We start from the raw sequence: 22,740 nt of genomic DNA, 5'->3' as shown, positions 1-22,740 counted from the left end.
CTCGCCTGCGGGTAAAGCATTAAAGGTGGATGTCGCGTCATGGAGAGGATTACAGTTACTCTCGGGGAACGTAGTTACCCGATCACCATCGCGGCTGGTTTGTTTAACGATCCAGCTCCCTTTTTACCACTGAAAGCGGGTGATCAGGCGATGCTGGTCACCAATGAGACGCTGGCTCCGCTTTATCTCGACCGTGTACGCCACCTGCTTGAGCAGGCGGGCGTTAAAGTCGACAGTGTGATTCTCCCCGATGGCGAGCAGTATAAAAGCCTGACGGTACTGGATACCGTCTTTACCGCATTGCTGCAAAAACCGCACGGTCGCGATACAACACTGCTTGCCCTGGGCGGCGGTGTTGTGGGCGATCTGACCGGCTTTGCGGCCGCAAGCTATCAACGTGGCGTCCGCTTTATTCAAATCCCGACCACGTTACTGTCTCAGGTCGACTCCTCTGTGGGTGGCAAGACGGCAGTCAACCATCCGCTCGGTAAAAACATGATTGGCGCGTTCTACCAGCCCGCATCGGTGGTGGTGGATCTCGACTGTCTGAAAACCCTGCCGAAGCGCGAGCTGGCTTCTGGTCTGGCGGAAGTGATCAAATACGGCATTATTCTGGATGGCGAGTTCTTTAACTGGCTTGAAGAGAATATGGATGCGTTGTTGCGTCTTGATGAGGCTAAACTGGCATACTGCATTCGTCGTTGTTGTGAGCTTAAAGCAGAAGTTGTCGCAGCAGACGAGCGTGAAACGGGCTTACGTGCTTTACTGAATCTTGGGCATACGTTTGGTCACGCGATTGAAGCCGAAATGGGTTACGGTAACTGGCTGCACGGCGAAGCCGTCGCGGCTGGAATGGTAATGGCTGCCCGCACCTCTGAACGTCTTGGGCAGTTCAAACCGGAAGAGACGGCACGCATCATTGCGCTGCTTGAGCGTGCAGGTTTGCCGGTGACCGGGCCGCAGGAGATGTCGGCGCAAGCGTATTTACCCCACATGATGCGCGATAAAAAAGTATTGGCAGGTGAGATGCGTCTTGTACTCCCGCTTGCAATAGGGAAGAGTGAAGTGCGCGGCGGAGTGCCGCACGATGTCGTTCTTGGCGCTATCGCTGATTGTCAGCAGGCGTAACAACTAGAAAGGTCAGGCCACTGTTGCAGGTGGTCGTTTAGCTTCAGGTGAAATGCAAAGTCGTTGGCATAAGCCTTTGAGTGGGGTGTTAAATGGATGAATTCAAACCAGAAGACGAGCTGAAACCCGATCCCAGCGATCGTCGTACTGGTCGTTCTCGTCAATCTTCAGAACGTGATAACGAGCCGCAGATCAACTTTGACGATGTTGATCTGGATGCAGACGATCGTCGCCCTTCGCGCAGCCGCAACGCGCACGATGAGCGAGAAGAAGAGGATTATGAGTCCGAAGAAGATTCAATGGACGAACAGCCTGTAGAGCGTCGCCCGCGTAAACGTAAAAAAGCCGCTGCGCCAAAACCGGCTTCCCGCCAGTACATCATGATGGGCCTTGGCGTTTTGGTGCTTGTGCTGCTGATTGTCGGCATTGGCTCCGCGCTAAAAGCACCGTCAACGAACTCAACCGAGCAAACCGCTTCCGCTGAGAAGAGCATTAACCTTTCCGGTAACGATGCGTCCAATCAGGCGAATGGCGCACAGCCTGCACCGGGTACCACCTCCGCTGAGCAGACCGCTGGTAACACAACAACGCCGCAGGATGTTTCTCTGCCGCCCGTTTCTTCTACCCCTGCTCAGGGCCAGGCACCTGCTACGCCTGAAGGCCAGCAGCGCGTAGAAGTTCAGGGAGACCTGAACAATGCGCTGACGCAGCCGCAGAACCAGCAGCAGGTTGATAACGTCGTGGTTAATTCTACGCTGCCAACTGAACCTGCAACCGTTGCCCCGATTCGCGGTGGTAGCGCTCAGCCGCAAGCGGCCGCGACGGAAACCAAACCGCGCCAGACGCAGACTGCGACACGTCCTGAACGTAAGCAGGCGGTGATCGAGCTTAAGCGTGAAACCAAACCTCAGGCAGTGGTAAAAGCGCCTGAAGTGAAAGCCGTACCGGCACAGCCGAAACACACTGAAACGGCTGCGGTGAGCGAGCCTGCTAAAGCGCCAGTCACGCAGACTGCGCCGAAAGCAACGGCGACCACCACGGCACCAACTGCCACAGCTGCGCCTGCAGCAACCGCCCCTGCTGCGACGGCAACAGCGTCCAACAGCGCGGCAGGTAAAACTGCAGGTAACGTCGGTTCGCTGAAGGCTGCGCCATCCAGCAACTACACGCTGCAGCTGAGCAGTTCGTCTAACTATGACAACCTCAACAGCTGGGCGAAGAAATCAAATCTGAAAAACTATGTTGTTTATCAGACGACCCGTAACGGTCAGCCGTGGTATGTGCTGGTTAGCGGTGTGTATTCTTCCAAAGATGAAGCAAAGCGTGCCGTGGCGGCGCTGCCTGCTGATGTTCAGGCAAAAAACCCATGGGCTAAACCTATTCATCAGGTTCAGGCCGATCTGAAGTAATGTTTAAAGCGCAGGATGCTGTCGGAGCTTTCTCCACAGCCGGAGAAGGTGTAATCAGTTAGTCAGCATGAAAAAAAATCGCGCTTTTCTGAAATGGGCAGGGGGGAAATACCCCCTGCTCGATGATATTAAAAAACACCTGCCGAAAGGCGAGTGTCTTATCGAGCCTTTCGTGGGTGCGGGATCGGTGTTTCTGAACACCGATTTTTCTCGTTATATCCTGGCGGATATCAACAGCGACCTTATCAGCCTCTATAACATCGTTAAACATCGCACCGATGAGTATGTCGCAGAGGCGCGTAAACTGTTTACGTCTGAGAACAATAACCCGGACGTTTACTACCAGTTCCGTGCGGAGTTTAACCAGAGCCAGGATCCGTTCCGCAGGGCGCTGCTGTTCCTCTATCTCAACCGACATGGTTACAACGGCCTGTGCCGTTATAATCTTCGTGGGGAATTTAACGTGCCTTTTGGCCGCTATAAACGCCCGTATTTCCCACATGACGAGCTGTATCACTTTGCCGAAAAAGCACAGCATGCCGAGTTTCACTGCCTCTCCTATGAAGAGTGTATGGAACTGGCAGGCGTAAACTCGGTGGTTTACTGTGACCCCCCTTACGCGCCGCTGTCTGCGACGGCGAATTTCACCGCCTATCACACCAACAGCTTCAGCCCGGCCGAACAGGCCCGTCTGGCGGAGATGGCGGAAAAGCTGGTCAGCAAAAGAATTCCGGTGTTAATTTCAAATCACGATACCCCTGATACGCGCGAATGGTACAAAGCCGCGAAGCATTTTCAGGTTAAAGTGCGGCGTAGCATTAGCAGCAACGGCGGCACACGTAAAAAGGTGGACGAACTTCTGGCTCTTTATCGCCCCTGAGCCGTTTTGCCCGCCGGTAAACACATTTCAAGGAGATGCGGATGAAACAGTTTTTGATTGCTCCCTCAATTCTGTCGGCCGATTTTGCCCGCCTGGGTGAAGACACCGCTAAAGCTCTCGCGGCTGGCGCTGATGTCGTCCATTTCGACGTTATGGATAACCACTACGTCCCCAATCTGACCATTGGTCCAATGGTGCTTAAGGCGCTGCGCAACTACGGCATTACCGCCCCGATTGACGTCCATCTGATGGTTAAACCTGTCGATCGTATCGTGCCAGATTTCGCCGCGGCGGGCGCCAGCATCATCACCTTCCATCCGGAAGCTTCTGAACATGTGGATCGTACCCTGCAGCTGATCAAAGAGAACGGCTGCAAGGCGGGTCTGGTGTTTAACCCGGCAACGCCGCTGAGCTATCTCGACTATGTCATGGACAAGCTGGACGTGATTCTGCTGATGTCCGTTAACCCCGGCTTTGGCGGTCAGTCGTTCATTCCTCACACGCTGGATAAGCTGCGTGAAGTACGCCGTCGTATTGATGAGTCAGGTTACGATATTCGTCTGGAAGTGGACGGCGGTGTGAAAGTGAATAACATTGGTGAAATTGCGGCAGCGGGCGCGGATATGTTCGTTGCAGGTTCGGCGATTTTCGACCAACCAGATTACAAAAAAGTCATTGATGAAATGCGCCGTGAGCTGGCGAAGGTAAGTCATGGATAAATTGCAGGCAATTCGGGGTGTGGCATTCGACCTCGACGGCACGCTGGTTGACAGTGCGCCGGGCTTAACGAGTGCCGTCGACCAGGCACTGTATGCCCTTGAACTCCCCGTTGCGGGCGAAGAACGTGTCGTCACGTGGATTGGCAACGGCGCCGATGTCCTGATGGAGCGCGCGTTGACGTGGGCGCGTCATGAGCGAGCGTCACAGCGTTCCGCCCAGGGTAAACCGAGCGTCGATGGTGCCGATATCCCGCAGGAAGAGCAGCAGCGCATTCTGCGTAAACTGTTCGATCGTTTCTATGAAGAGACCGTCGAGGAGGGCAGTTTCCTCTTCCCGGACGTCCTGGAGACGCTGAGCACGCTGCACGCGAAAGGTATTCCGCTGGGGCTGGTGACCAACAAACCGACGCCGTTTGTTGCACCGCTGCTTGAAGCGCTGGATATCGCGAAGTACTTCTCCGTGATTGTGGGCGGCGACGATGTGCAAAACAAAAAGCCGCATCCGGAACCGCTGCTGCTGGTGGCAGGAAAATTATCCTTAACACCTGCGGAGCTGCTCTTTGTCGGTGATTCGCGCAATGATATTCTGGCTGCCCGAGCGGCTGGGTGTCCTTCCGTCGGATTAACCTATGGCTACAACTACGGTGAGGCCATCACGCTAAGTGAGCCGGATGTTGTGTTCGACCACTTCAAAGATTTGTTGCCCGCACTCGGGCTTTCGCACAGTGAACATCAGGAATTGAATAATGACTAAGCCCATCGTTTTTAGTGGCGCACAGCCTTCAGGTGAATTGACCATTGGTAACTACATGGGTGCGTTACGTCAGTGGGTCAGCATGCAGGATGACTACCATTGCATTTACTGCATCGTCGATCTCCATGCGATTACCGCCCGTCAGGATCCTGAGAAGCTGCGTAAAGCCACGCTGGACACCCTCGCCCTGTATCTGGCCTGTGGGATCGATCCTGAGAAGAGCACCATTTTTGTTCAGTCCCATGTGCCAGAGCATGCACAGCTGGGCTGGGCGCTGAACTGCTACACCTATTTCGGTGAACTGAGCCGCATGACCCAGTTCAAGGATAAATCCGCTCGCTACTCTGAAAACATCAACGCCGGTCTGTTTGACTATCCGGTTCTGATGGCGGCGGACATCCTGCTGTACCAGACTAACCAGGTGCCGGTGGGTGAAGACCAGAAGCAGCATCTGGAGCTGAGCCGCGATATTGCCCAGCGCTTCAACGCGATTTACGGTGATGTGTTTAAAGTGCCAGAGCCGTTTATTCCAAAATCCGGTGCGCGCGTGATGTCGCTGCTGGAGCCGACCAAGAAGATGTCCAAGTCTGACGATAACCGCAACAACGTTATCGGTCTGCTGGAAGACCCGAAATCGGTGGTTAAAAAGCTCAAGCGCGCAGTGACTGACTCCGACGAGCCGCCTGTGGTGCGCTACGACGTGCAGAACAAAGCGGGCGTCTCCAACCTGCTGGATATTCTCTCCGGTGTTACCGGACAGAGCATTCCTGAGCTGGAGCAGCACTTCGAAGGGAAGATGTACGGCCACCTGAAAGGTGAAGTGGCAGATGCCGTTTCCGGCATGCTGACCGAGCTGCAGGAGCGCTACAACCGCTATCGTAACGACGAAGCCTTCCTGCAGAAAGTGATGAAAGAGGGCGCGGAAAAAGCCAGCGCGCGCGCGTCCGAAACCCTGAAAGCGGTGTACGAAGCGATTGGGTTTGTGGGTAAACCTTAAGCCTGCTTTGCCGGGTGGCGCTGACGCTTACCCGGCCTACGGGATCGTGTAGGTCGGGTAAGGCGGAGCCGCCACCCGACTAAAAGCCACCCTCTCCAAAACTAAAAAAACCGGGAAAGCCCCGGTTTTTTTACGCCTGAAAATCGCTTACTGCTGCGCCGCCGGGCCGCAACCACCGATTATCTTCGAGATGGAGATCGCCGGGTGCAGCAGGTAGTCGTAGCTGCAGTTATTTTTGGTGTTCTGTACGTGACCGGTGCAGGCCGTCAGAGTGGATAACAGGCCGACCAGAACGGCGGCTTTTGCCAGTTTAAACATACGCATTCCTTGTCTTAAAAACGAAAATTGGATGTAACTCAAGGGAATAAAGGGAAAATTTCCACTTCGGGGCGGTATGTTAACGACAGCGGTAAGAGGGGAGTAGTCCGCTTAAGGACTACTCCGGAAAGGAAGAGTATGCGTTAGTGATTCGAGAACCAGTTGAGTTTATCGCGCAGTTCAACCACACGGCCAACCACAATCAGCGCCGGGCTTTCGACCTGCTGTGCCAGTTCGCCTAACTGTGTCAGTACCCCATCCACCACGCGCTGCGTAATGGCGGTACCGTTTTCGATCAGCGCGACGGGCATATCTGCCGCCATGCCGTGCTCCAGCAGCTTCGCCTGGATCGTGGCAGCCTGATTCAGCCCCATGTAGAACACCAGCGTCTGCTTTTCGGCTGCCAGGTTATGCCAGTCCAGCTCGCTGCCGGTCTTCAGGTGGCCCGTCACCAGACGCACGCTCTGGGCGTAATCCCGGTGGGTCAGTGGAATGCCAGAGTAAGCTGAGCAGCCGGATGCCGCCGTAATCCCTGGCACCACGGAGAAGGGAATACCCGCGTTACACAGGGTTTCCAGCTCTTCGCCCCCGCGACCAAAGATAAACGGATCGCCCCCTTTCAGGCGCACCACGCGTTTTCCCTTTTGCGCCTCGCGCAGCAGGATCTGGTTAATCTCTTCCTGCGGTACGCAGTGGTAGCCCGCACGTTTGCCGACGAAGACGCGGTCGGCATCACGGCGTACCAGGTTCATGATGTCATCAGAGACCAGACGATCGTAAACCACAATATCCGCCTGCTGGATCTGCTGTAGACCTTTCAGGGTCAGCAAGCCCGCATCGCCAGGGCCTGCGCCCACCAGCACCACTTCGCCGCGATGATCCAGCGGTTCAGAGAGTAACTGCGCCGTTGTCTCTTCAATCGCTTTACTGTCCTGATTCGCCAGCGACTGCGCCAGCCTGTCGTTCACGAAGAATTTTTCCCAGAAGCGGCGACGCTCGCCCACGGTGGAGAAAGTTTGCTTCACGCGGGTACGAAGCTGCCCGGCGTAATGGGCTATCTGACCAAGATGCTGGGGCAGCACGGCCTCCAGCTTTTCCCGCAGCAGGCGCGCCAGAACGGGCGAACGACCACCGGACGACACCGCGATCATCAGCGGTGAACGGTCGATAATCGACGGCATGATAAAGCTGGCTTCTTTCGGTGCATCCACCACGTTACAGAAGATCCGGCGCGTTTCGCAGGCATCGCTGACGCGCTGGTTCACTACATCGTCATCCGTCGCGGCAATGGTCAGCCAGCAGGTATCCAGCAGGGATTCATTAAACTCCCCCTGTTCCAGCGTAAGCATCCCTTCCTGCGCCCAGACGTCAAACTGTGGGGCGAAGTCGAGGGCGTTGACGGTGAGTCGGGCGCCAGCCTCTAACAGCAGGCGCGCTTTGCGTTCAGCCACGTCGCCGCCGCCCACGAGTAGGCAGTCGCGGTTGCGTAATTGACAAAAAATCGGCAGGTGATCCACGACGTTACCTCGCAGCATTCATGGAGGGGGTAATAATTGACGTCAGGATAACAGCAGGAATCGTACAGAACATACGGTTTTTCCTGCCGTTACCCATAAGGGGTCATAAGCTTTTAGTATTGAAAAGGCGGGGGATTAGCCTTTCAGCTGCACCTTGCCGTCCTTCACGCGGGCGTCGTAGTGCTTCACGGAGACATTTTCATCTTCCATGCAGCGTCCGTCAGTTAAGCTGAAGCGCTGCTTTTTCAGCGGGCTGGCAACCCACAGTTCACCCTGATGCTCGGCAATCAGTCCACGGGAGAGCACGCTGGCCTCGAAGAACGGGTCGATGTTGCTGATGGCAAAGACCTGTTCATCGTGGCGAGGGCGGAAAATCGCAACCTGCTCGCTGCCCAGCAGCGCGCACACGCCGGTTGCGGGGATAATGTCGTTAATATCGCAAATGTTTATCCACTGGCTCATGCGTTTTCCTCCACCAGCGTGACCGGAATACGTTCATACGGCGTTGCTGGACGATGCTGTTCACGCTCCGGCACAACCTGTACGTTCGGGTCGCGCTGGGTGCTGTTGATAAAGTGTTTGAAGCGAGTTTGTGCCGCCGGGGTATTAACGGTTTCAGTCCACTCGCAAATCACCGCCTCGCGCAGGCGCGCCATCTCGGCTTCCAGATGTTCGTTCAGGCCCAGCTTGTCGTCGATGATGACCGATTTCAGGTAGTCGATGCCACCTTCCAGGTTATCCAGCCAGGAGGCGGTACGGGTTAACTTATCGGCGGTACGGATGTAGAACATCATGAAGCGGTCGAGATACTGAATCAGCGTATCGCGATCCAGATCCGCCGCCAGCAGGTCCGCATGGCGTGGTTTCATCCCGCCGTTGCCGCAGACGTACAGGTTCCAGCCTTTTTCGGTGGCGATAATCCCCACGTCTTTACCCTGTGCTTCCGCACATTCACGGGTACATCCGGAAACGCCGAACTTCATTTTGTGCGGCGTACGGATGCCTTTGTAGCGGTTTTCCAGCTCCACGCCGAAGCCCACGCTGTCGCCGACGCCGTAGCGGCACCAGGTGCTGCCCACGCAGGTTTTCGCCATACGCAGCGCTTTGGCGTATGCGTGGCCGGTTTCGAAGCCGGCTTCAATCAGCTGACGCCAGATTTCAGGCAGATCGTCTTTCTGCGCGCCAAACAGGCCGATGCGCTGGGAGCCGGTGATTTTGGTGTACAGGTTAAATTCACGTGCGATACGGCCCACCGCAACCAGTCCTTCCGGCGTAATTTCGCCGCCGGCAGAGCGTGGAATAACGGAGTAGGTGCCGTCTTTCTGAATGTTTGCCAGGAAGTTGTCGTTAGTGTCCTGCAGCGGCGTATGCTCGGGTTTGAGCACGTATTCGTTCCAGCAGGAGGCCAGCAGTGAACCGACGGTCGGTTTACACACTTCGCAGCCGTAGCCCTGGCCGTGTTTTGCCAGCAGTTCATCGAAGGACTTAATCCCTTCCACGCGGATCAGGTGGTAAAGCTCCTGGCGAGAGTACGCAAAGTGCTCGCACAGGTTGTTATTCACTTCGATGCCCTGTTTCGCCAGCTCGGCGTTCAGCACCTGAGTAACCAGAGGAATACAGCCGCCGCAGCCGGTACCGGCTTTGGTTTCCGCTTTCAGCGCCGCAACGGTGTGGCAGCCTTTGTTGATGGCTGAAATCAGCATGCCTTTGGTGACGTCGAAGCAGGAGCAAATCTGCGCGCTGTCCGGCAGTTTATCCACGCCGATAGAGGGCTTACCGCTGGACGCGTGCGCCGGCAGGATAAGCGCGTCCGGGTTTTCCGGCAGTTCGATGGCGTTCAGCACCAGCTGCAGCAGGTTACCGTAATCGCTGGTGTCGCCCACCAGCACCGCCCCAAGCAGGGTCTTATTATCCTGGCTGACGATCAGGCGCTTATACACTTCTTTGCTTTCGTCGAGATAAACGTAGCTGCGAGCGCCAGGCGTGCGGCCATGCGCATCGCCAATACCGCCAACGTCCACGCCCAGCAGCTTCAGCTTGGCGCTCAGGTCCGCGCCTTCGAAGGCGTTTTCAGTGCCAAGGATATGGTCCACGGCGACCTGCGCCATTTTGTAACCCGGCGCCACCAGACCATACACGCGGTTGTTCCAGCTGGCGCATTCGCCGATAGCGTAGATATCCGGATCTGAGGTCTGGCAGGTGTCGTTGATCATGATCCCGCCGCGCTGAGCGACGGCCAGACCGCACTGGGTCGCCAGCTTGTCGCGTGGGCGGATCCCGGTGGAGAAGACGATAAAGTCCACTTCCAGCTCGCTGCCGTCGGCGAAGCGCATGGTTTTACGCGCTTCAGTCCCTTCCTGCACGATCTCTTTGGTGTTCTTGCTGGTGTGAACCTTCACGCCCATGCTTTCGATTTTACGGCGCAGCTGGTCACCACCCATGTGGTCCAGCTGTTCGGCCATCAGCATTGGGGCAAATTCGATGACGTGGGTTTCAACGCCGAGGTTTTTCAGTGCGCCAGCCGCTTCCAGGCCCAGCAGGCCGCCGCCAACCACCGCGCCGCGCTTGCTGCGACGGGCGCAGGATTCGATAGCGTTGAGATCTTCAATGGTACGGTAGACGAAGCAATCCTGAGTGTCCGAGCCTTTAATCGGTGGGATCCACGGATAGGAGCCCGTCGCCATGATCAGCTTGTCGTAAAAAACCGTACGGCCAGCGCTGGAGTGGATCACTTTTTCCTGACGGTTGATGGTGATAGCGCGTTCGCCCACCAGCACTTTTACGCCATGCTTCTCGTAGAAACCTTCACGCACCAGAGAGAGCTCTTCGGCGGTATGATGGGAGAAGTAGGAAGACAAGTGCACACGGTCGTACGCCTTGCGGGGTTCTTCACAGAACACGGTAATATCGAACTGCTCAGCATCGGCTTTATCGAGAAGATCCTCAATAAAGCGGTGGCCGACCATGCCGTTACCGATGATAGCGAGTCTGACTTTGCTCATTATTGCCTCGATTTCTTTTCTATTACTGCCTACCTTAACGATTCAGCAGGGGCGCTTATTGATGCAAATCAAATACGTCTTCGCCTACTCCTTAGGTGGTATATGACTGATTTGTCAGGATTTTTATAAGTGGCGGAAATAGCAGGCTTTTCGTGTTCGTTGAATTTGTGTACAAATCAGGGGCGGTTTTGCAAAAATCGATACGCCTGAATATCAGCTGCATTTTTTAGGGGAAAGGTATGTCTACAACACCGTTATGGCTTATTCAGAATGTTCGTTTACCGGGTCGGGAAGGGCTGTGGCAGCTTGCCATTGAGAACGGGCGATTTGGTGACATTACCCCAATGGACGACACCCATGCCGAAAGTTATGAAGTACTGAATGCGCGCGGTGGGCTGGCTATTCCCCCGTTCATCGAGCCGCATATCCATCTTGATACCACCCAGACGGCGGGCGAGCCGAACTGGAACCAGTCCGGAACGCTGTTTGAGGGCATTGAGCGTTGGGCGGAGCGCAAGGCGCTACTCAGCCATGACGATGTGAAAGCGCGCGCCTGGAAAACGCTGAAGTGGCAAATTGCCAACGGCATTCAGTTTGTCCGCACCCATGTGGATGTCTCCGACCCTACGCTTACAGCCCTGAAGGCGATGCTGGAGGTGAAGCAGGAGGTTGCGCCGTGGGTGACGCTGCAAATCGTCGCGTTCCCGCAGGAAGGTATTCTCTCTTACCCGAACGGTGCGGCGCTGCTGGAAGAGGCGTTAAAGCTGGGGGCCGACGTGGTGGGGGCGATCCCGCACTTCGAGTTCACCCGCGAGTATGGCGTTCAGTCGCTGCATATCGCTTTTGATCTGGCGAAGAAATATGACCGTCCGCTGGATATCCACTGCGATGAAATTGACGACGAACAGTCGCGGTTTGTCGAGACGGTGGCAACGCTGGCGTATGAGGCCGGTATTGGCGAACGGGTTACGGCCAGCCACACCACCGCCATGCACTCCTATAACGGCGCGTACACCTCGCGGCTTTTCCGCCTGCTGAAGATGTCGGGGATTAACTTTGTCGCTAACCCTTTGGTGAATATTCACCTGCAGGGGCGCTTTGACGACTATCCGAAGCGTCGCGGCATCACCCGGGTGAAAGAGCTGCAGGAAGCAGGTATTAACGTCTGCTTTGGTCATGACGATGTTTTTGATCCCTGGTACCCGCTTGGCACCGGCAACATGCTGCAGGTGCTGCATATGGGGCTGCATGTCTGTCAGATGATGGGCTATCCGCAAATCGACAGCGGCCTGAATCTGATAACCCATAACAGCGCCCGTACTTTCGGCCTGAGTGATTACGGTATTGAAACGGGAAACCCGGCGAATCTGATTATTCTGCCTGCGGAGAGCGGGTTTGAGGCGGTGCGCTGTCAGGTGCCGGTGCGCTGGTCCATTCGACAGGGGCGCGTGATTGCCACAACCCAACTGGCACAGACGTGGATCCAGATGGATATCGGGGGAGAAGAGGTGAGCTTTGCCAGAAACAGCCCCTCTGCCGAGCGCAAAGGGGCGTAGGGTTTAGTGAGACGCTGCTGCCGCGTTGTGCTGGCGGTGGCGGGTCACGAAGCCCAGAGCGAAGCACATAATAAACACCACGGCATACAGACCGTTCGCGGTGTGCAGAGCGGCCAGCGGGCCGCTGTGAGCGACGATCGGGCCCGTGACCACGAAGGTCAGCATGGTGCCGATGGTGCCGCAGGTCAGGACGAAGTTAACCAGCTTCGGCGAGGCCACTTTGGTCTGCAGAGAGCCCAGGGTAATGATCGAGGTGTAGATCGCGCTGGAGAAGAAGCCCAGGGTCAGAATGAACCACTGCATATGTTCCGGCGAACCATTGATGAACAGATACATCAGCACGGTTGCCAGACCTGCCAGCACGGTCAGAATACGCTGAAGGTCGAAGAAGCGCAGGATAAAGCTAAACGCCCACATGCCGAACATGTAAGACATCCAGAAATCGCTCACCAGTTTACCCGCGTCGTTCAGGCTCATGCCCAGGCCCTTGGCGTATTCCGGTACCCAGGAGATAAAGCCCAGCTGGCCCAGGATGTAACACAGGGCGGCGATGGAGAGGAACAGCACGCCAATGCCCCATTTCTCTTTCGCGACGGGTTCTGCGGTAGTCTGCGCTTTTTTGCCCAGCACCGGGAAGTCGCAGCCGAAGGTCAGAATAAAGATCGCCACGTAGACCAGACCGATGCAGGCATACACCCAGTACCACTCAATGCTGCGGGCCAGCAGAACCGCGGCCACCATCGGAAAAATCATTCCGGCCATGCTGAAGAAGGAGTCGGTAAACAGCAGGCGCGCGCCGCGCTGGCGGCCTTCATACATGTGGGTAATCAGGAATGTACCGATCGACATGGTGATCCCGCTGACCAGACCGAGCACAAACATGGCGGCGGAGAACAGGGCGATGCTGTGACTCAGCATCAGCCCCGCTACGGCGGCGAGCATCAGCACAAAGCCGAAACGCAGCTGCGTTTTCAGCGGCACGATTTCCATCAGCCAGGCATTCAGGAAGATGGAGATCAGGATCCCCGCGTTGAGGAAGGTGAAGGTGTTACTCATGCTGGAAACGGGCAGCTGGAAGTAGTCTGCGATATTTCCCATCACCATCCCGGTGACGATCACCAACGCGCCGGTCAGGGCGTAGGAGAAGAAGCTGATCCATGTGAGCTTGATGCGATTGCTGTTAGTCATGTCTGGCCTGTTCAAAAAAAGAAAAGCGCCCATCGGGCGCTGAGAGCGGGCAGATTTTAGACATTAAAGTGATCTATTCATATCTTTTAAGAGAAATTAGAACTTCATTGCAGTTTTTTATGTGATCGTTATCACATAAAAGCCGCCATAACCAATCGTTTGCGTGGTTACAACTGTTTCAATTTCGTAAAATTAGGTAAAAGGCTGGTCTCCGTTCATACTGCTCTTTAGAATCAAGCCATTCGCTTTTTATACTGCGCTTTGTTAAGGAATTCTCATGCTCAAATCAACACTGGCGGCTGTCGCAGCTGTGTTTGCTCTTTCTGCCGTTTCTCCTGCTGCGCTGGCAGCAAAAGGGGACCCTCACGTTCTGCTGACCACCTCCGCCGGGAACATTGAGCTGGAACTGAATAGCCAGAAAGCTCCGGTTTCTGTGAAAAACTTCCTCGACTACGTGAACAGTGGTTTCTATAACAACACCACCTTCCACCGCGTGATCCCAGGCTTTATGGTGCAGGGCGGCGGCTTTAACGAGCAGATGCAGCAAAAACAGCCGAACCCGCCTATTAAAAACGAAGCGGACAACGGCCTGCTGAACAAGCGCGGCACTATCTCAATGGCGCGTACCGCAGACAAAGATAGCGCGACCAGCCAGTTCTTCCTCAACGTGGCGGATAACGCCTTCCTCGACCACGGTCAGCGTGACTTTGGCTATGCGGTCTTCGGTAAAATTGTGAAAGGGATGGACGTGGCTGATAAGATTTCTCAGGTGCCTACCCATGATGTCGGTCCGTACCAGAATGTGCCGTCAAAACCTGTCGTGATCCTCTCTGCAAAAGTTCTGCCATAACCTTCTTCAACACGGGCAATGCTCGCCCGTGTTTTGACCCTCCCTGCGAAAGCGCGTTTTGCTGCTTATACTTGTGGCAAACGGACTATTCAGGGAGGCGTTAAGTGAAAAAACTCACCGACAAGCAAAAATCCCGTCTCTGGGAGCAGCAGCGTAACGTCAATCTACAGGCCAGTTGTCTCCTTGAAAAAGGTAATGGTCCCTCAGAACCCCATATTGAGACACTGGAGCTTGGGCCTTCCGCGCCCGGGTTACCCCATCTGTGCCTTATTCATCGCCATTTGTATTGCAGTGAAATGAAGCGGGCAGGCGAGTTCCGAACCGATGATATTTTTAAAGGTGATATTCCGTTCTGCCATTTCGAATACATCGAGAAGATGGGCAACGAGCTGATGGCGGCGCTGGAAAGTGATAAGTATCTGGTTGGCCTTCAGAAAGAGGCTTTTATTGACAGAATTAGCCACTATTACTGTGAAATCAATATGCTGCACCCTTTTATGCGCGGCAACGGTATTGCCCAACGCGTTTTCTTTGAGCAGCTGGCACTCCACGCGGGTTACTCACTGGACTGGCGCGATATCGATCCCGAGCTGTGGGTGGCCGCTAACCGAAGTGGCGCAACGGGAGATTTAACCGCGTTAAACGCTATCTTTGCCAAAGTTGTGAGCGAAGCGCGGGAATCTGAGTAGAATAGGGCGGCATTTTTTTCGGGAGCCGCCATGATTCTGCTGATTGATAACTACGATTCCTTCACCTGGAACCTTTACCAGTATTTTTGTGAACTGGGTGCTGAGGTGGTTGTCCGCCGCAATGACGAGATCGATCTCGCCGATATTGAGACGCTGGCTCCGCAGAAAATGGTGATTTCACCGGGGCCGTGTACGCCGTCAGAATCGGGTATTTCTCTTGACGTTATCCGACATTATGCCGGCAAGCTACCGATCCTGGGCGTTTGCCTGGGCCATCAGGCGATTGCCCAGGCGTTTGGTGCCACCATCGTGCGCGCTGCGAAAGTGATGCACGGTAAAACCTCTCCGATCGCTCACGCCGGTACCGGGGTATTCACGGGTCTCAATAATCCTTTGACCGTGACGCGATACCATTCGCTGGTGATTGACCCACCGACGTTGCCTGACTGTTTTGACGTGACCGCCTGGAGCGATACGCAGGAGATCATGGGGATTCGTCACCGAGTATGGGATCTCGAAGGCGTGCAATTCCATCCGGAAAGTATTCTCAGCGAACAGGGGCACGCGCTGCTGGCAAATTTCCTCAATCGCTGAATATCTGTTGCCTTGCTGTGATTTTTTATGCATATTTTGTGATTATATTTTCACAATCAATGTGACATAAAATGGATGGGCATGACATGGCAACTGAACAACCAGCAATTACCCGCGCGACATTCGATGAAGTGATTCTGCCGATTTATGCACCGGCTGAGTTTATCCCGGTGAAGGGGAAAGGCAGCCGCGTATGGGATCAGCAGGGTAAAGAGTACGTGGACTTCGCGGGCGGTATTGCGGTAACGGCGCTGGGCCATTGCCATCCTGCGCTGGTGGAGGCGCTGAAAACCCAGGGCGAAACCCTGTGGCACACCAGCAACGTGTTCACCAACGAACCGGCGCTGCGTCTTGGCCGCAAGATCATTGATGCCACGTTTGCCGAGCGCGTGCTGTTTATGAACTCCGGCACCGAAGCCAACGAAACCGCCTTTAAGCTGGCGCGCTACTACGCCACCACGCGCCACAGCCCGTACAAAACCAAAATTATCGCCTTCCATAATGCCTTCCATGGGCGCTCATTCTTTACCGTCTCCGTTGGCGGTCAGCCGAAGTATTCCGACGGTTTTGGCCCGAAACCGGCAGACATTGTCCACGTGCCGTTTAACGATCTGCATGCGGTGAAAGCGGTGATGGACGATCACACTTGCGCGGTGGTGGTTGAGCCTATTCAGGGTGAAGGCGGCGTGACCGCGGCAACGCCGGAATTCCTGAAAGGGCTGCGCGAGCTGTGCGACGAGCATCAGGCGCTGCTGGTCTTTGATGAAGTGCAGAGCGGGATGGGGCGCACCGGGGATCTGTTTGCCTACATGCACTACGGCGTGACGCCAGATATTCTGACCAGCGCCAAAGCGCTCGGCGGCGGTTTCCCGGTGAGTGCGGTACTGACCACTCAGGATATCGCTTCGGCGTTCCACGTGGGGTCGCATGGTTCTACCTATGGCGGTAACCCGTTGGCCTGCGCCATTGCCGGTGCGGCATTCGACATCATCAATACGCCGGCGGTGCTGAACGGTGTGAACGCAAAGCGCGAGCTGTTTGTGAAGCATTTGCAGCAGATCGATGACCAGTTCGACGTGTTCAGCGAGATCCGCGGCATGGGCCTGTTGATTGGTGCCGAGCTGAAGCCACAGTACAAAGGTCGCGCGCGCGATTTCCTGCACGCCGCCGCCCACGAAGGGGTGATGGTATTGAATGCGGGACCGGACGTGATGCGTTTTGCGCCATCGCTGGTGGTGGAAGACAAAGACATTGAAGAAGGATTAACCTGCTTTGCCGCGGCGGTCGCGAAGATCGTTAAAGGCTAATACTCGGTTCGCTTCAACCGGCGGGTTAGCCAAATCCCGTGATGCGGACGCTGACGCCATGCCACCGACGAAATGGTGTGCATGGTGTTCAGATGCCCCAGAATGCGCTGTAAATGTTGCTCCAGGGTGCTCATAGGCCCGTGGGTTAACGTCTCCGGCGCTTCCAGAATATTCGAATCTCCCGACTCACCCGGCGAGTCATATTCCAGACGCTGCTGACAGCGCTGCAACGCAATCTCACACGACTGCAGGTAACGTTGCGCCAGGTCTGGCGTCAGCATCGTGTGCTCGCGCGCCAGCGTGGTCATGGCGTTAATATGCTCGACGATAAACTGGCTGTGGGTCACCCAGAGCTTCATGTCCGCCAGATAGTGCGAGTTAAAGCCCGGCTCCTGCATTGCCTGGTTGAGCGAGTTGAACAGGGCGTTGTGCGCCTGGTTGACCTTCATCCGCTGATAAGCCAGCGGGGAGGGCTGCGGGTCGTCGCTCAGGATCAGGCGAATGGCCTGCTGGTCGGCCTCCAGCGCGTCGTGAGCGTTCTGCCTGAGCAGCCCGCTTTGCCACTGCGGCCACAGCCAGACCATGCCGCCAAAGGCAATCAGGCAGCCGATCAGGGTATCAATCAGCCTGGCGACAATAAACTGTTCGCCATTGAGCGTGAGCAGCTGCAGTGTGTATACCGCCGTCACCGTGAAGCCCACCATCGCCCAGCCGTAGTTTTTGCGGATAATCAGGTAGCTCACCAGCGTAATCGCCAGCATCCCTGCCAGGGTATAACCTTCCGGCACGTGGAAGTGCAGCGTCACGCCCGCAATAATCAGCCCCGCCATCGTTCCGCCGGCCCGATGCAGAATACGCACCCGCGTAGCGCCGTAACCGTTCTGGGTGACAAACAGCACGGTCATTAAGATCCAGTAAGGTTTTGGCAGATGCAGCGCCATGCCCATCAGGCTGGCGGTACTGAGCATAACGCTAATTCTGGCGGCGTTGCGCAGAGCGGAAGATTTCAGAGAAAGATAGCTTCTGAGAGCGGGCAATAACGGAAGCCGCTTTTGCTTATCCGCCATCAGATCGCGGGGGTAAAGCGGGCGCTGCGTACGCAGCACGCGGGCGATGCGGCTGAAGTGCCAGGCGGCAAACTGGCCGACCGGGTTATCCGGATGCTGACGCGCAATTTTCTCCAGTGCGCCGAGCTGTTTTTCCATGTTAAAGCGCGTGGGGTAGCGGTGGTAGAGAATATCGTCAGCCAGGACCCGCAGGCGCGCCGACACGGTCTGCGCGTTCCAGCGGATCACCGCTTCGGCGTGGCTGCGCTCGACCAGCTTTTGCACCTCTTGCGGGTGGTGAAGGCTAACGGAGATATGCTCCTGCAGATCCAGCCCAACCTGGAAGGTGCGCAGCAGCCGTTTGTATTCGTGGTTCTTGTTGGCGGCGAGCATATGCAGCTGCTGATAGCACTGGCTTATCAGATCCACCACCTTTTGCTGGCGCGTCAGCAGCGGCGGCAAGGATTTTTCCGGATCGGTATGCTGGGTGAGCAGGGTGTATTTGGCTTCGCAGTAATCCGCCAGCTGCACATAGAGCAGGCTCAGGGATTCACGCAGCGGCTGTTCGCGCCACAGCCAGAACCAAAACCAGTTGAACAGCCCGTACCACAGCGTTCCCAGGGCGTAGATCAGCAGCGGCTCCCACACCGGCATATTTCCGGCGAGGCTAAGCGTGAAAATGGCCGCAATCAATGAGGCGGGAAGCAGGCGGGCATGCAGCGAGCTGATTTCGGCCGTGACGCCGAGGGTCATGGCCAGCACGGTCAGGATCAGCGGCAGCGGAATATCCCGGGCAAGCAGAAGCTGCACGGCGAGGCTACAGCCCGCAAACAGGCAGCCGCCAATAATCAGGCGTTTGAAAAAGCGCTTATGCGGCGTGTCCAGACCGGCAATGTTGCAGCAGGCAGGGACGAGAGAAAACAGCAGGCCTTGCTGAAGATGTCCGAGGATCAGGCCTACGGCCACAGGAAGACACAACACCAGCGTTTGTCGCAGTGCGTAGTTAACTTCCGGGTGATAGATCAGCCTGCGCCACATGGGGAGTAGAGACAAAAACGGCGTGACACCTTGTGGTGGCACGCCGTTTAAGCGGAATTAACGCGTTCCGTAGACCACGATGGTTTTACCGTGGGCGGAGATCAGGTTTTGATCTTCCAGCATTTTCAGGATACGGCCTACTGTCTCACGGGAACAACCAACGATCTGACCAATTTCCTGACGGGTAATTTTAATTTGCATGCCGTCCGGGTGGGTCATTGCGTCTGGCTGTTTCGCCAGGTTCAGCAGGGTCTGCGCAATACGGCCGGTCACGTCCAGGAAGGCGAGGTTACCCACTTTCTCTGAGGTGACCTGCAGACGGCGCGCCATCTGGGAAGAAAGACGCATCAGGATGTCAGGGTTAACCTGAATCAGCTGACGGAACTTCTTGTAAGAAATTTCAGCCACTTCACATGCTGTCTTTGCACGAACCCAGGCGCTACGTTCCTGGCCCTCTTCAAACAGGCCCAGTTCACCGATGAAATCGCCCTGGTTCAGATAAGAAAGGATCATTTCTTTCCCTTCTTCATCTTTGATCAGCACTGCCACCGAGCCTTTAACGATGTAATACAACGTTTCCGCTTTTTCACCCTGGTGAATCAGCGTGCTCTTCGATGGGTACTTATGAATGTGGCAATGAGACAAGAACCATTCGAGAGTCGGGTCTGTTTGCGGTTTGCCAAGCACCATGCGCTGTTATCCTCTGTTATAAGCTGTCACCAGAGTCATCAGATGCATCCGGACTCTGGGGTTGCAATCGAATTCTTACCCATACCCTGGGAAGTCGGCTACCGTAACGTTTCGCAGCCAGTAAAGTTTGATGTCCTCTGCATACACGTGTAACGTCAATGTATTACTGTAGCATCCTGAGTGTTTTAGCATAGCTTTCGCCGCGTGTCTCCTGGTGTCTCGCTTCAGCATGATGCAGGTCGCCTTCCATTGCGAGAAATGTAACGCACGCGTAATCTGTCACCAAAAATGCAACGTTGGAGTTCAAAAATATGCAAGCGCGCGTTAAGTGGGTTGAAGGTTTAACGTTCCTGGGCGAGTCCGCGTCAGGACACCAGATTTTGATGGATGGTAACTCCGGCGACAAAGCACCAAGCCCAATGGAAATGGTGCTGATGGCAGCAGGTGGATGCAGTGCGATTGACGTAGTGTCGATTTTGCAAAAAGGTCGTCATGACGTGACAGATTGCGAGGTTAAACTCACCTCAGAACGTCGCGAAGAGGCGCCACGCCTGTTCACCCACATTAATCTGCACTTTGTTGTCACCGGTAAAGAACTGAAAGACGCGGCGGTCTCGCGTGCGGTGGACCTGTCTGCGGAGAAGTACTGCTCTGTGGCGTTAATGCTGGAGAAAGCGGTAAAAATTACCCATTCGTATGAAGTGATCGAGGCTTAATCTTTTGGCGGGTGGCGCTGCGCTTACCCGTCCTACGGATTGTTGGCCCGGTAAGCGTAGCGCCACCGGGCAAAACGGATTATGCGATCTGCTTCCCTTCCATCAACCGCTCCACCAGCGGCGTCATGATTAATTCCATCGCCAGCACCATTTTCCCGCCCGGCACCACCAACGTATTCATGTGCGAAATAAATGAGCCCTGCAGCATCGCCAGCAGCCAGGGGTAATCGATACCTTCAAGATTGCGGAAATGGATCACCACAAAGCTCTCATCCAGGGACGGTATCGTTTTGGCGGCGAACGGGTTGGAGGTGTCCACCGTCGGCACGCGCTGGAAGTTAATGTGCGTGCGGGAGAATTGCGGCGTTAAGTAATTGATGTAGTCTTCCATTGAACGAACGACGGAATCCATCACCGCCTCGCGCGAGTGGCCGCGCTCGCTCATGTCACGCGTCAGCTTCTGGATCCACTCCAGGTTAACGATAGGGACCACCCCGACCAGCAGATCCACGTGGCGCGCCACGTCGTGTTGAGGCGTGACCACGCCGCCGTGTAATCCTTCGTAAAACAGCACATCGGTGGGTTCCGGCAGCGGCTGCCAGGGGGTGAAGGTGCCCGGCACCTGATTCCAGGGCACGGCTTCATCATAGGTATGCAGATACTTGCGGGACTGCCCTTTGCCGCTCTTACCGTATTCCAGAAAGGTTTGTTCCAGCAGGCCGAAGTCATTGGCTTCCGGGCCGAAGTAGCTGATGTGTTTACCCAGATCGCGCGCCTTACGGATGGCCATGTCCATCTCCGGACGTGTGTAGCGGTGAAAGCTGTCGCCTTCGACCTCCGCCGCACGGAGATTCAGCTGGGCGAAAATCTTGCGAAATGCGAGGCTGGTGGTGGTGGTTCCCGCACCACTCGACCCCGTAACGGCAATAACCGGATGTCTGGCAGACATAGCAACTCCCTGACTGAAAAGGTTGGAAGATCAGCCGTGAAACGCGTTGCGGGGCATGATATTGACCGTCTCATGCAGTTCTGACCACACCAGCAATACGTCGCCGCTTTTCAGCTGGCGCTTTACATCGTTGACCTTTTGCTCAAGCGAGCGTTCCTGTTCACCATAATCGGTGCCTTCGCGTAATACAAAGCTTTCAATCAGATTATCGAGCGTTTCGGGAGCCAGATCCTGCCAGGGAATAATCATTTTGCACCGTCCAGATAAGGGGTTAGCCAGTCAGGAATACGCGTCTCAAGCCACATTTTCGGGCGACGCAGCGTACCGCCGATAAACCCGACGTGGCCGCCGTGCTCCGTCAACTGATAGTGAACGTTGTCGGGCAGGAATTCCTGAGCGGGGATCGAGTGATGATCCATAAAAGGGTCATCTTTGGCATGAATGATAAGCGTCGGTTGCGCGATCTTGCTGAGCAGCGGCATGGCGCTGCACTGACGATAATAGTCAATCGCATCGGCGAAGCCGTGAATTTTCGCAGTGATCAGATCGTCGAACTCGCGAATACGGCGCACCTTTTTCAGCTGGCGCAGGCTGACCGGAAGGGTATCAGGATAGGCCTTCAGCTTACGCGCCGCGTTGGCCTTCAGCAGGTTGAGCAAGTAGCGCTGATAGACGCGGGAAAAGCCTTTCTCCATGTGGTAGCTGCACTGCTCCAGCATAAACGGCGCGGAGACAATCACTGCGGCATCCAGCGGTACGCTTTCGCCCTCTTTCGCCAGCAGACAGGCCAGCATATTTCCGCCCAGCGAATAGCCCACGGCAGCGGTGGGAACTGTGCCAAAGTTTTCACGCAGCCAGTGTAAAAACCACGTTCCGTCTTCGGTTTCACCCGAGTGATAGATGCGTTTCTGACGATTGGGTTCGCCGCTACAGCCACGAAAATGCATCACCACGCCGAGCCAGCCGCGGGCTTTTGCCGCCTCAATTAACCCATGCGCATAGGGGCTGTGCAGGCTGCCTTCCAGGCCGTGAAAGACCACCAGACGCGGCTTATGGCGGGCCTGCTCCGGTGCTTCGCTCCAGGCGAGATCCAGAAAGTCACCGTCTGGCAGGTCAAGGCGTTGCCAGTGCGGGGTGAACTGAACCTTGCGGCGGATCAGTCGCGGCAGCATGGTCTGCAAATGGCGATTGGCGACGCCGCGCATAGGCACGAACTCAGTGCTGTCTTCGGCTGCAATGTCGAAGTCTGATGGAATGATTTGGGTCATAAGCGCGATGCTGATTCTTGTCGGAAATTAACGATACTTTCCGAATTGTACCCCGTTTAGCCTGGTTTTCCGAAACATGAACTGATCCCGATCACAAATCTTTACCTTGATTATTACTCTCAGGC

The 22,740-nt window shown here is 55.6% G+C and carries 22 protein-coding genes; 12 read left to right on the top strand and 10 right to left on the bottom strand.

Annotated features, from left to right (window positions below):
- Window positions 1-39: 39 nt before the first annotated feature.
- The 6 genes from aroB (at window position 40) to trpS (ending at window position 5,887) form a co-directional block, all read left to right on the top strand.
- Complete coding sequence (gene aroB, locus E3U32_RS06440) at window positions 40-1,128, top strand: 3-dehydroquinate synthase (RefSeq protein ID WP_134348108.1); 1,089 nt, start codon at window positions 40-42, stop codon at window positions 1,126-1,128.
- Between the two features lie 92 nt (window positions 1,129-1,220).
- Window positions 1,221-2,537: a cell division protein DamX gene (damX, locus tag E3U32_RS06435; RefSeq protein ID WP_134348107.1), complete on the top strand. Its 1,317-nt coding sequence runs from the start codon at window positions 1,221-1,223 to the stop codon at window positions 2,535-2,537.
- 67 nt (window positions 2,538-2,604) lie between these two features.
- Complete coding sequence (dam, locus tag E3U32_RS06430; protein ID WP_134348106.1) at window positions 2,605-3,417, top strand: adenine-specific DNA-methyltransferase; 813 nt, start codon at window positions 2,605-2,607, stop codon at window positions 3,415-3,417.
- Window positions 3,418-3,458: 41 nt separating this feature from the next.
- Complete coding sequence (rpe, locus tag E3U32_RS06425; RefSeq protein ID WP_024907923.1) at window positions 3,459-4,136, top strand: ribulose-phosphate 3-epimerase; 678 nt, start codon at window positions 3,459-3,461, stop codon at window positions 4,134-4,136.
- Window positions 4,129-4,890 (top strand): phosphoglycolate phosphatase, encoded by a 762-nt coding sequence (gene gph, locus E3U32_RS06420; RefSeq protein ID WP_134348105.1) that lies wholly within the window; start codon window positions 4,129-4,131, stop codon window positions 4,888-4,890. Before rpe ends, gph begins: the two co-directional genes overlap by 8 nt.
- Window positions 4,883-5,887 carry a tryptophan--tRNA ligase gene (trpS, locus tag E3U32_RS06415; protein WP_023333696.1) on the top strand — a complete coding sequence of 335 codons (1,005 nt, stop codon included), beginning with the start codon at window positions 4,883-4,885 and terminating at the stop codon, window positions 5,885-5,887. Before gph ends, trpS begins: the two co-directional genes overlap by 8 nt.
- A 147-nt stretch (window positions 5,888-6,034) precedes the next feature.
- On the opposite strand, the gene E3U32_RS06410 is transcribed toward trpS, so the two are convergent.
- The 4 genes from E3U32_RS06410 to nirB form a co-directional block, all read right to left on the bottom strand.
- On the bottom strand, window positions 6,035-6,205 hold the full coding sequence (locus E3U32_RS06410; protein WP_008503029.1) for a YhfL family protein: 171 nt from the start codon (window positions 6,203-6,205) through the stop codon (window positions 6,035-6,037).
- Between the two features lie 143 nt (window positions 6,206-6,348).
- Window positions 6,349-7,722, bottom strand: a complete 1,374-nt coding sequence (cysG, locus tag E3U32_RS06405) for a siroheme synthase CysG (RefSeq protein ID WP_134348104.1) — start codon at window positions 7,720-7,722, stop codon at window positions 6,349-6,351.
- A 135-nt stretch (window positions 7,723-7,857) separates the two neighbouring features.
- Window positions 7,858-8,184, bottom strand: coding sequence for a nitrite reductase small subunit NirD (gene nirD, locus E3U32_RS06400; protein WP_134348103.1), 327 nt, complete (start codon window positions 8,182-8,184; stop codon window positions 7,858-7,860).
- The gene (gene nirB / locus E3U32_RS06395; RefSeq protein WP_134348102.1) at window positions 8,181-10,724 is read right to left on the bottom strand and encodes a nitrite reductase large subunit NirB; all 2,544 of its coding nucleotides are present in this window, start codon (window positions 10,722-10,724) and stop codon (window positions 8,181-8,183) included. The genes nirD and nirB overlap by 4 nt, the downstream gene beginning before the upstream one ends.
- A gap of 239 nt (window positions 10,725-10,963) precedes the next feature.
- Between nirB and E3U32_RS06390 the strand changes: the two genes are divergently transcribed.
- On the top strand, window positions 10,964-12,280 hold the full coding sequence (locus E3U32_RS06390; protein ID WP_134348101.1) for a cytosine deaminase: 1,317 nt from the start codon (window positions 10,964-10,966) through the stop codon (window positions 12,278-12,280).
- A gap of 3 nt (window positions 12,281-12,283) precedes the next feature.
- On the opposite strand, the gene tsgA is transcribed toward E3U32_RS06390, so the two are convergent.
- Window positions 12,284-13,468, bottom strand: a complete 1,185-nt coding sequence (tsgA, locus tag E3U32_RS06385; protein WP_134348100.1) for an MFS transporter TsgA — start codon at window positions 13,466-13,468, stop codon at window positions 12,284-12,286.
- 277 nt (window positions 13,469-13,745) lie between these two features.
- Between tsgA and ppiA the strand changes: the two genes are divergently transcribed.
- From ppiA to argD, 4 genes are all read left to right on the top strand, one after another.
- Window positions 13,746-14,318, top strand: coding sequence for a peptidylprolyl isomerase A (gene ppiA / locus E3U32_RS06380; protein ID WP_023309471.1), 573 nt, complete (start codon window positions 13,746-13,748; stop codon window positions 14,316-14,318).
- Between the two features lie 104 nt (window positions 14,319-14,422).
- Entirely contained in the window at window positions 14,423-15,007 is a 585-nt protein-coding gene (locus E3U32_RS06375; protein ID WP_134348099.1) for a putative adenosine monophosphate-protein transferase Fic, read from the top strand.
- A 30-nt stretch (window positions 15,008-15,037) separates the two neighbouring features.
- The gene (gene pabA / locus E3U32_RS06370; RefSeq protein ID WP_134348098.1) at window positions 15,038-15,601 is read left to right on the top strand and encodes an aminodeoxychorismate synthase component 2; all 564 of its coding nucleotides are present in this window, start codon (window positions 15,038-15,040) and stop codon (window positions 15,599-15,601) included.
- Window positions 15,602-15,687: 86 nt separating this feature from the next.
- Window positions 15,688-16,908, top strand: a complete 1,221-nt coding sequence (argD, locus tag E3U32_RS06365) for a bifunctional acetylornithine/succinyldiaminopimelate transaminase (RefSeq protein ID WP_208527902.1) — start codon at window positions 15,688-15,690, stop codon at window positions 16,906-16,908.
- On the opposite strand, the gene E3U32_RS06360 is transcribed toward argD, so the two are convergent.
- Window positions 16,905-18,992, bottom strand: a complete 2,088-nt coding sequence (locus E3U32_RS06360) for a YccS/YhfK family putative transporter (protein WP_134348212.1) — start codon at window positions 18,990-18,992, stop codon at window positions 16,905-16,907. The genes argD and E3U32_RS06360 overlap by 4 nt on opposite strands.
- Before the next feature lie 57 nt (window positions 18,993-19,049).
- Complete coding sequence (crp, locus tag E3U32_RS06355; RefSeq protein ID WP_000242758.1) at window positions 19,050-19,682, bottom strand: cAMP-activated global transcriptional regulator CRP; 633 nt, start codon at window positions 19,680-19,682, stop codon at window positions 19,050-19,052.
- A gap of 311 nt (window positions 19,683-19,993) precedes the next feature.
- Here crp and E3U32_RS06350 point away from each other — a divergent pair, with 311 nt between their 5' ends.
- Complete coding sequence (locus E3U32_RS06350) at window positions 19,994-20,398, top strand: OsmC family protein (RefSeq protein ID WP_008503018.1); 405 nt, start codon at window positions 19,994-19,996, stop codon at window positions 20,396-20,398.
- Window positions 20,399-20,477: 79 nt separating this feature from the next.
- Here the strand turns inward: E3U32_RS06350 and E3U32_RS06345 are convergent, their stop codons facing one another.
- From E3U32_RS06345 to E3U32_RS06335, 3 genes are read right to left on the bottom strand one after another with little or no spacing between them, the layout of a single operon-like run.
- Complete coding sequence (locus E3U32_RS06345; RefSeq protein ID WP_134348096.1) at window positions 20,478-21,347, bottom strand: phosphoribulokinase; 870 nt, start codon at window positions 21,345-21,347, stop codon at window positions 20,478-20,480.
- A gap of 30 nt (window positions 21,348-21,377) precedes the next feature.
- Entirely contained in the window at window positions 21,378-21,596 is a 219-nt protein-coding gene (locus E3U32_RS06340) for a YheU family protein (RefSeq protein ID WP_063144226.1), read from the bottom strand.
- Window positions 21,593-22,615: a hydrolase gene (locus E3U32_RS06335; protein WP_134348095.1), complete on the bottom strand. Its 1,023-nt coding sequence runs from the start codon at window positions 22,613-22,615 to the stop codon at window positions 21,593-21,595. Before E3U32_RS06335 ends, E3U32_RS06340 begins: the two co-directional genes overlap by 4 nt.
- Between the last annotated feature and the right edge of the window lie 125 nt (window positions 22,616-22,740).

Origin of the sequence: Lelliottia nimipressuralis (assembly GCF_004402045.1) — a bacterium.
Lineage (GTDB): Bacteria > Pseudomonadota > Gammaproteobacteria > Enterobacterales > Enterobacteriaceae > Enterobacter > Enterobacter chinensis.
The sequence above is the reverse complement of the archived record's forward strand: the minus strand, read 5'-3'. Positions and strand labels throughout refer to the sequence as shown.

Bases quoted from the DNA above. Each gene is read 5' to 3' on its own strand.
- aroB (WP_134348108.1), top strand. From the start codon at position 40: ATGGAGAGGATTACAGTTACTCTCGGGGAACGTAGTTACCCGATCACC.
- damX (WP_134348107.1), top strand. From the start codon at position 1,221: ATGGATGAATTCAAACCAGAAGACGAGCTGAAACCCGATCCCAGCGAT.
- dam (WP_134348106.1), top strand. From the start codon at position 2,605: ATGAAAAAAAATCGCGCTTTTCTGAAATGGGCAGGGGGGAAATACCCC.
- rpe (WP_024907923.1), top strand. From the start codon at position 3,459: ATGAAACAGTTTTTGATTGCTCCCTCAATTCTGTCGGCCGATTTTGCC.
- gph (WP_134348105.1), top strand. From the start codon at position 4,129: ATGGATAAATTGCAGGCAATTCGGGGTGTGGCATTCGACCTCGACGGC.
- trpS (WP_023333696.1), top strand. From the start codon at position 4,883: ATGACTAAGCCCATCGTTTTTAGTGGCGCACAGCCTTCAGGTGAATTG.
- E3U32_RS06410 (WP_008503029.1), bottom strand. From the start codon at position 6,205: ATGTTTAAACTGGCAAAAGCCGCCGTTCTGGTCGGCCTGTTATCCACT.
- nirD (WP_134348103.1), bottom strand. From the start codon at position 8,184: ATGAGCCAGTGGATAAACATTTGCGATATTAACGACATTATCCCCGCA.
- nirB (WP_134348102.1), bottom strand. From the start codon at position 10,724: ATGAGCAAAGTCAGACTCGCTATCATCGGTAACGGCATGGTCGGCCAC.
- E3U32_RS06390 (WP_134348101.1), top strand. From the start codon at position 10,964: ATGTCTACAACACCGTTATGGCTTATTCAGAATGTTCGTTTACCGGGT.
- tsgA (WP_134348100.1), bottom strand. From the start codon at position 13,468: ATGACTAACAGCAATCGCATCAAGCTCACATGGATCAGCTTCTTCTCC.
- ppiA (WP_023309471.1), top strand. From the start codon at position 13,746: ATGCTCAAATCAACACTGGCGGCTGTCGCAGCTGTGTTTGCTCTTTCT.
- pabA (WP_134348098.1), top strand. From the start codon at position 15,038: ATGATTCTGCTGATTGATAACTACGATTCCTTCACCTGGAACCTTTAC.
- argD (WP_208527902.1), top strand. From the start codon at position 15,688: ATGGCAACTGAACAACCAGCAATTACCCGCGCGACATTCGATGAAGTG.
- E3U32_RS06360 (WP_134348212.1), bottom strand. From the start codon at position 18,992: ATGTGGCGCAGGCTGATCTATCACCCGGAAGTTAACTACGCACTGCGA.
- crp (WP_000242758.1), bottom strand. From the start codon at position 19,682: ATGGTGCTTGGCAAACCGCAAACAGACCCGACTCTCGAATGGTTCTTG.
- E3U32_RS06350 (WP_008503018.1), top strand. From the start codon at position 19,994: ATGCAAGCGCGCGTTAAGTGGGTTGAAGGTTTAACGTTCCTGGGCGAG.
- E3U32_RS06345 (WP_134348096.1), bottom strand. From the start codon at position 21,347: ATGTCTGCCAGACATCCGGTTATTGCCGTTACGGGGTCGAGTGGTGCG.
- E3U32_RS06340 (WP_063144226.1), bottom strand. From the start codon at position 21,596: ATGATTATTCCCTGGCAGGATCTGGCTCCCGAAACGCTCGATAATCTG.
- E3U32_RS06335 (WP_134348095.1), bottom strand. From the start codon at position 22,615: ATGACCCAAATCATTCCATCAGACTTCGACATTGCAGCCGAAGACAGC.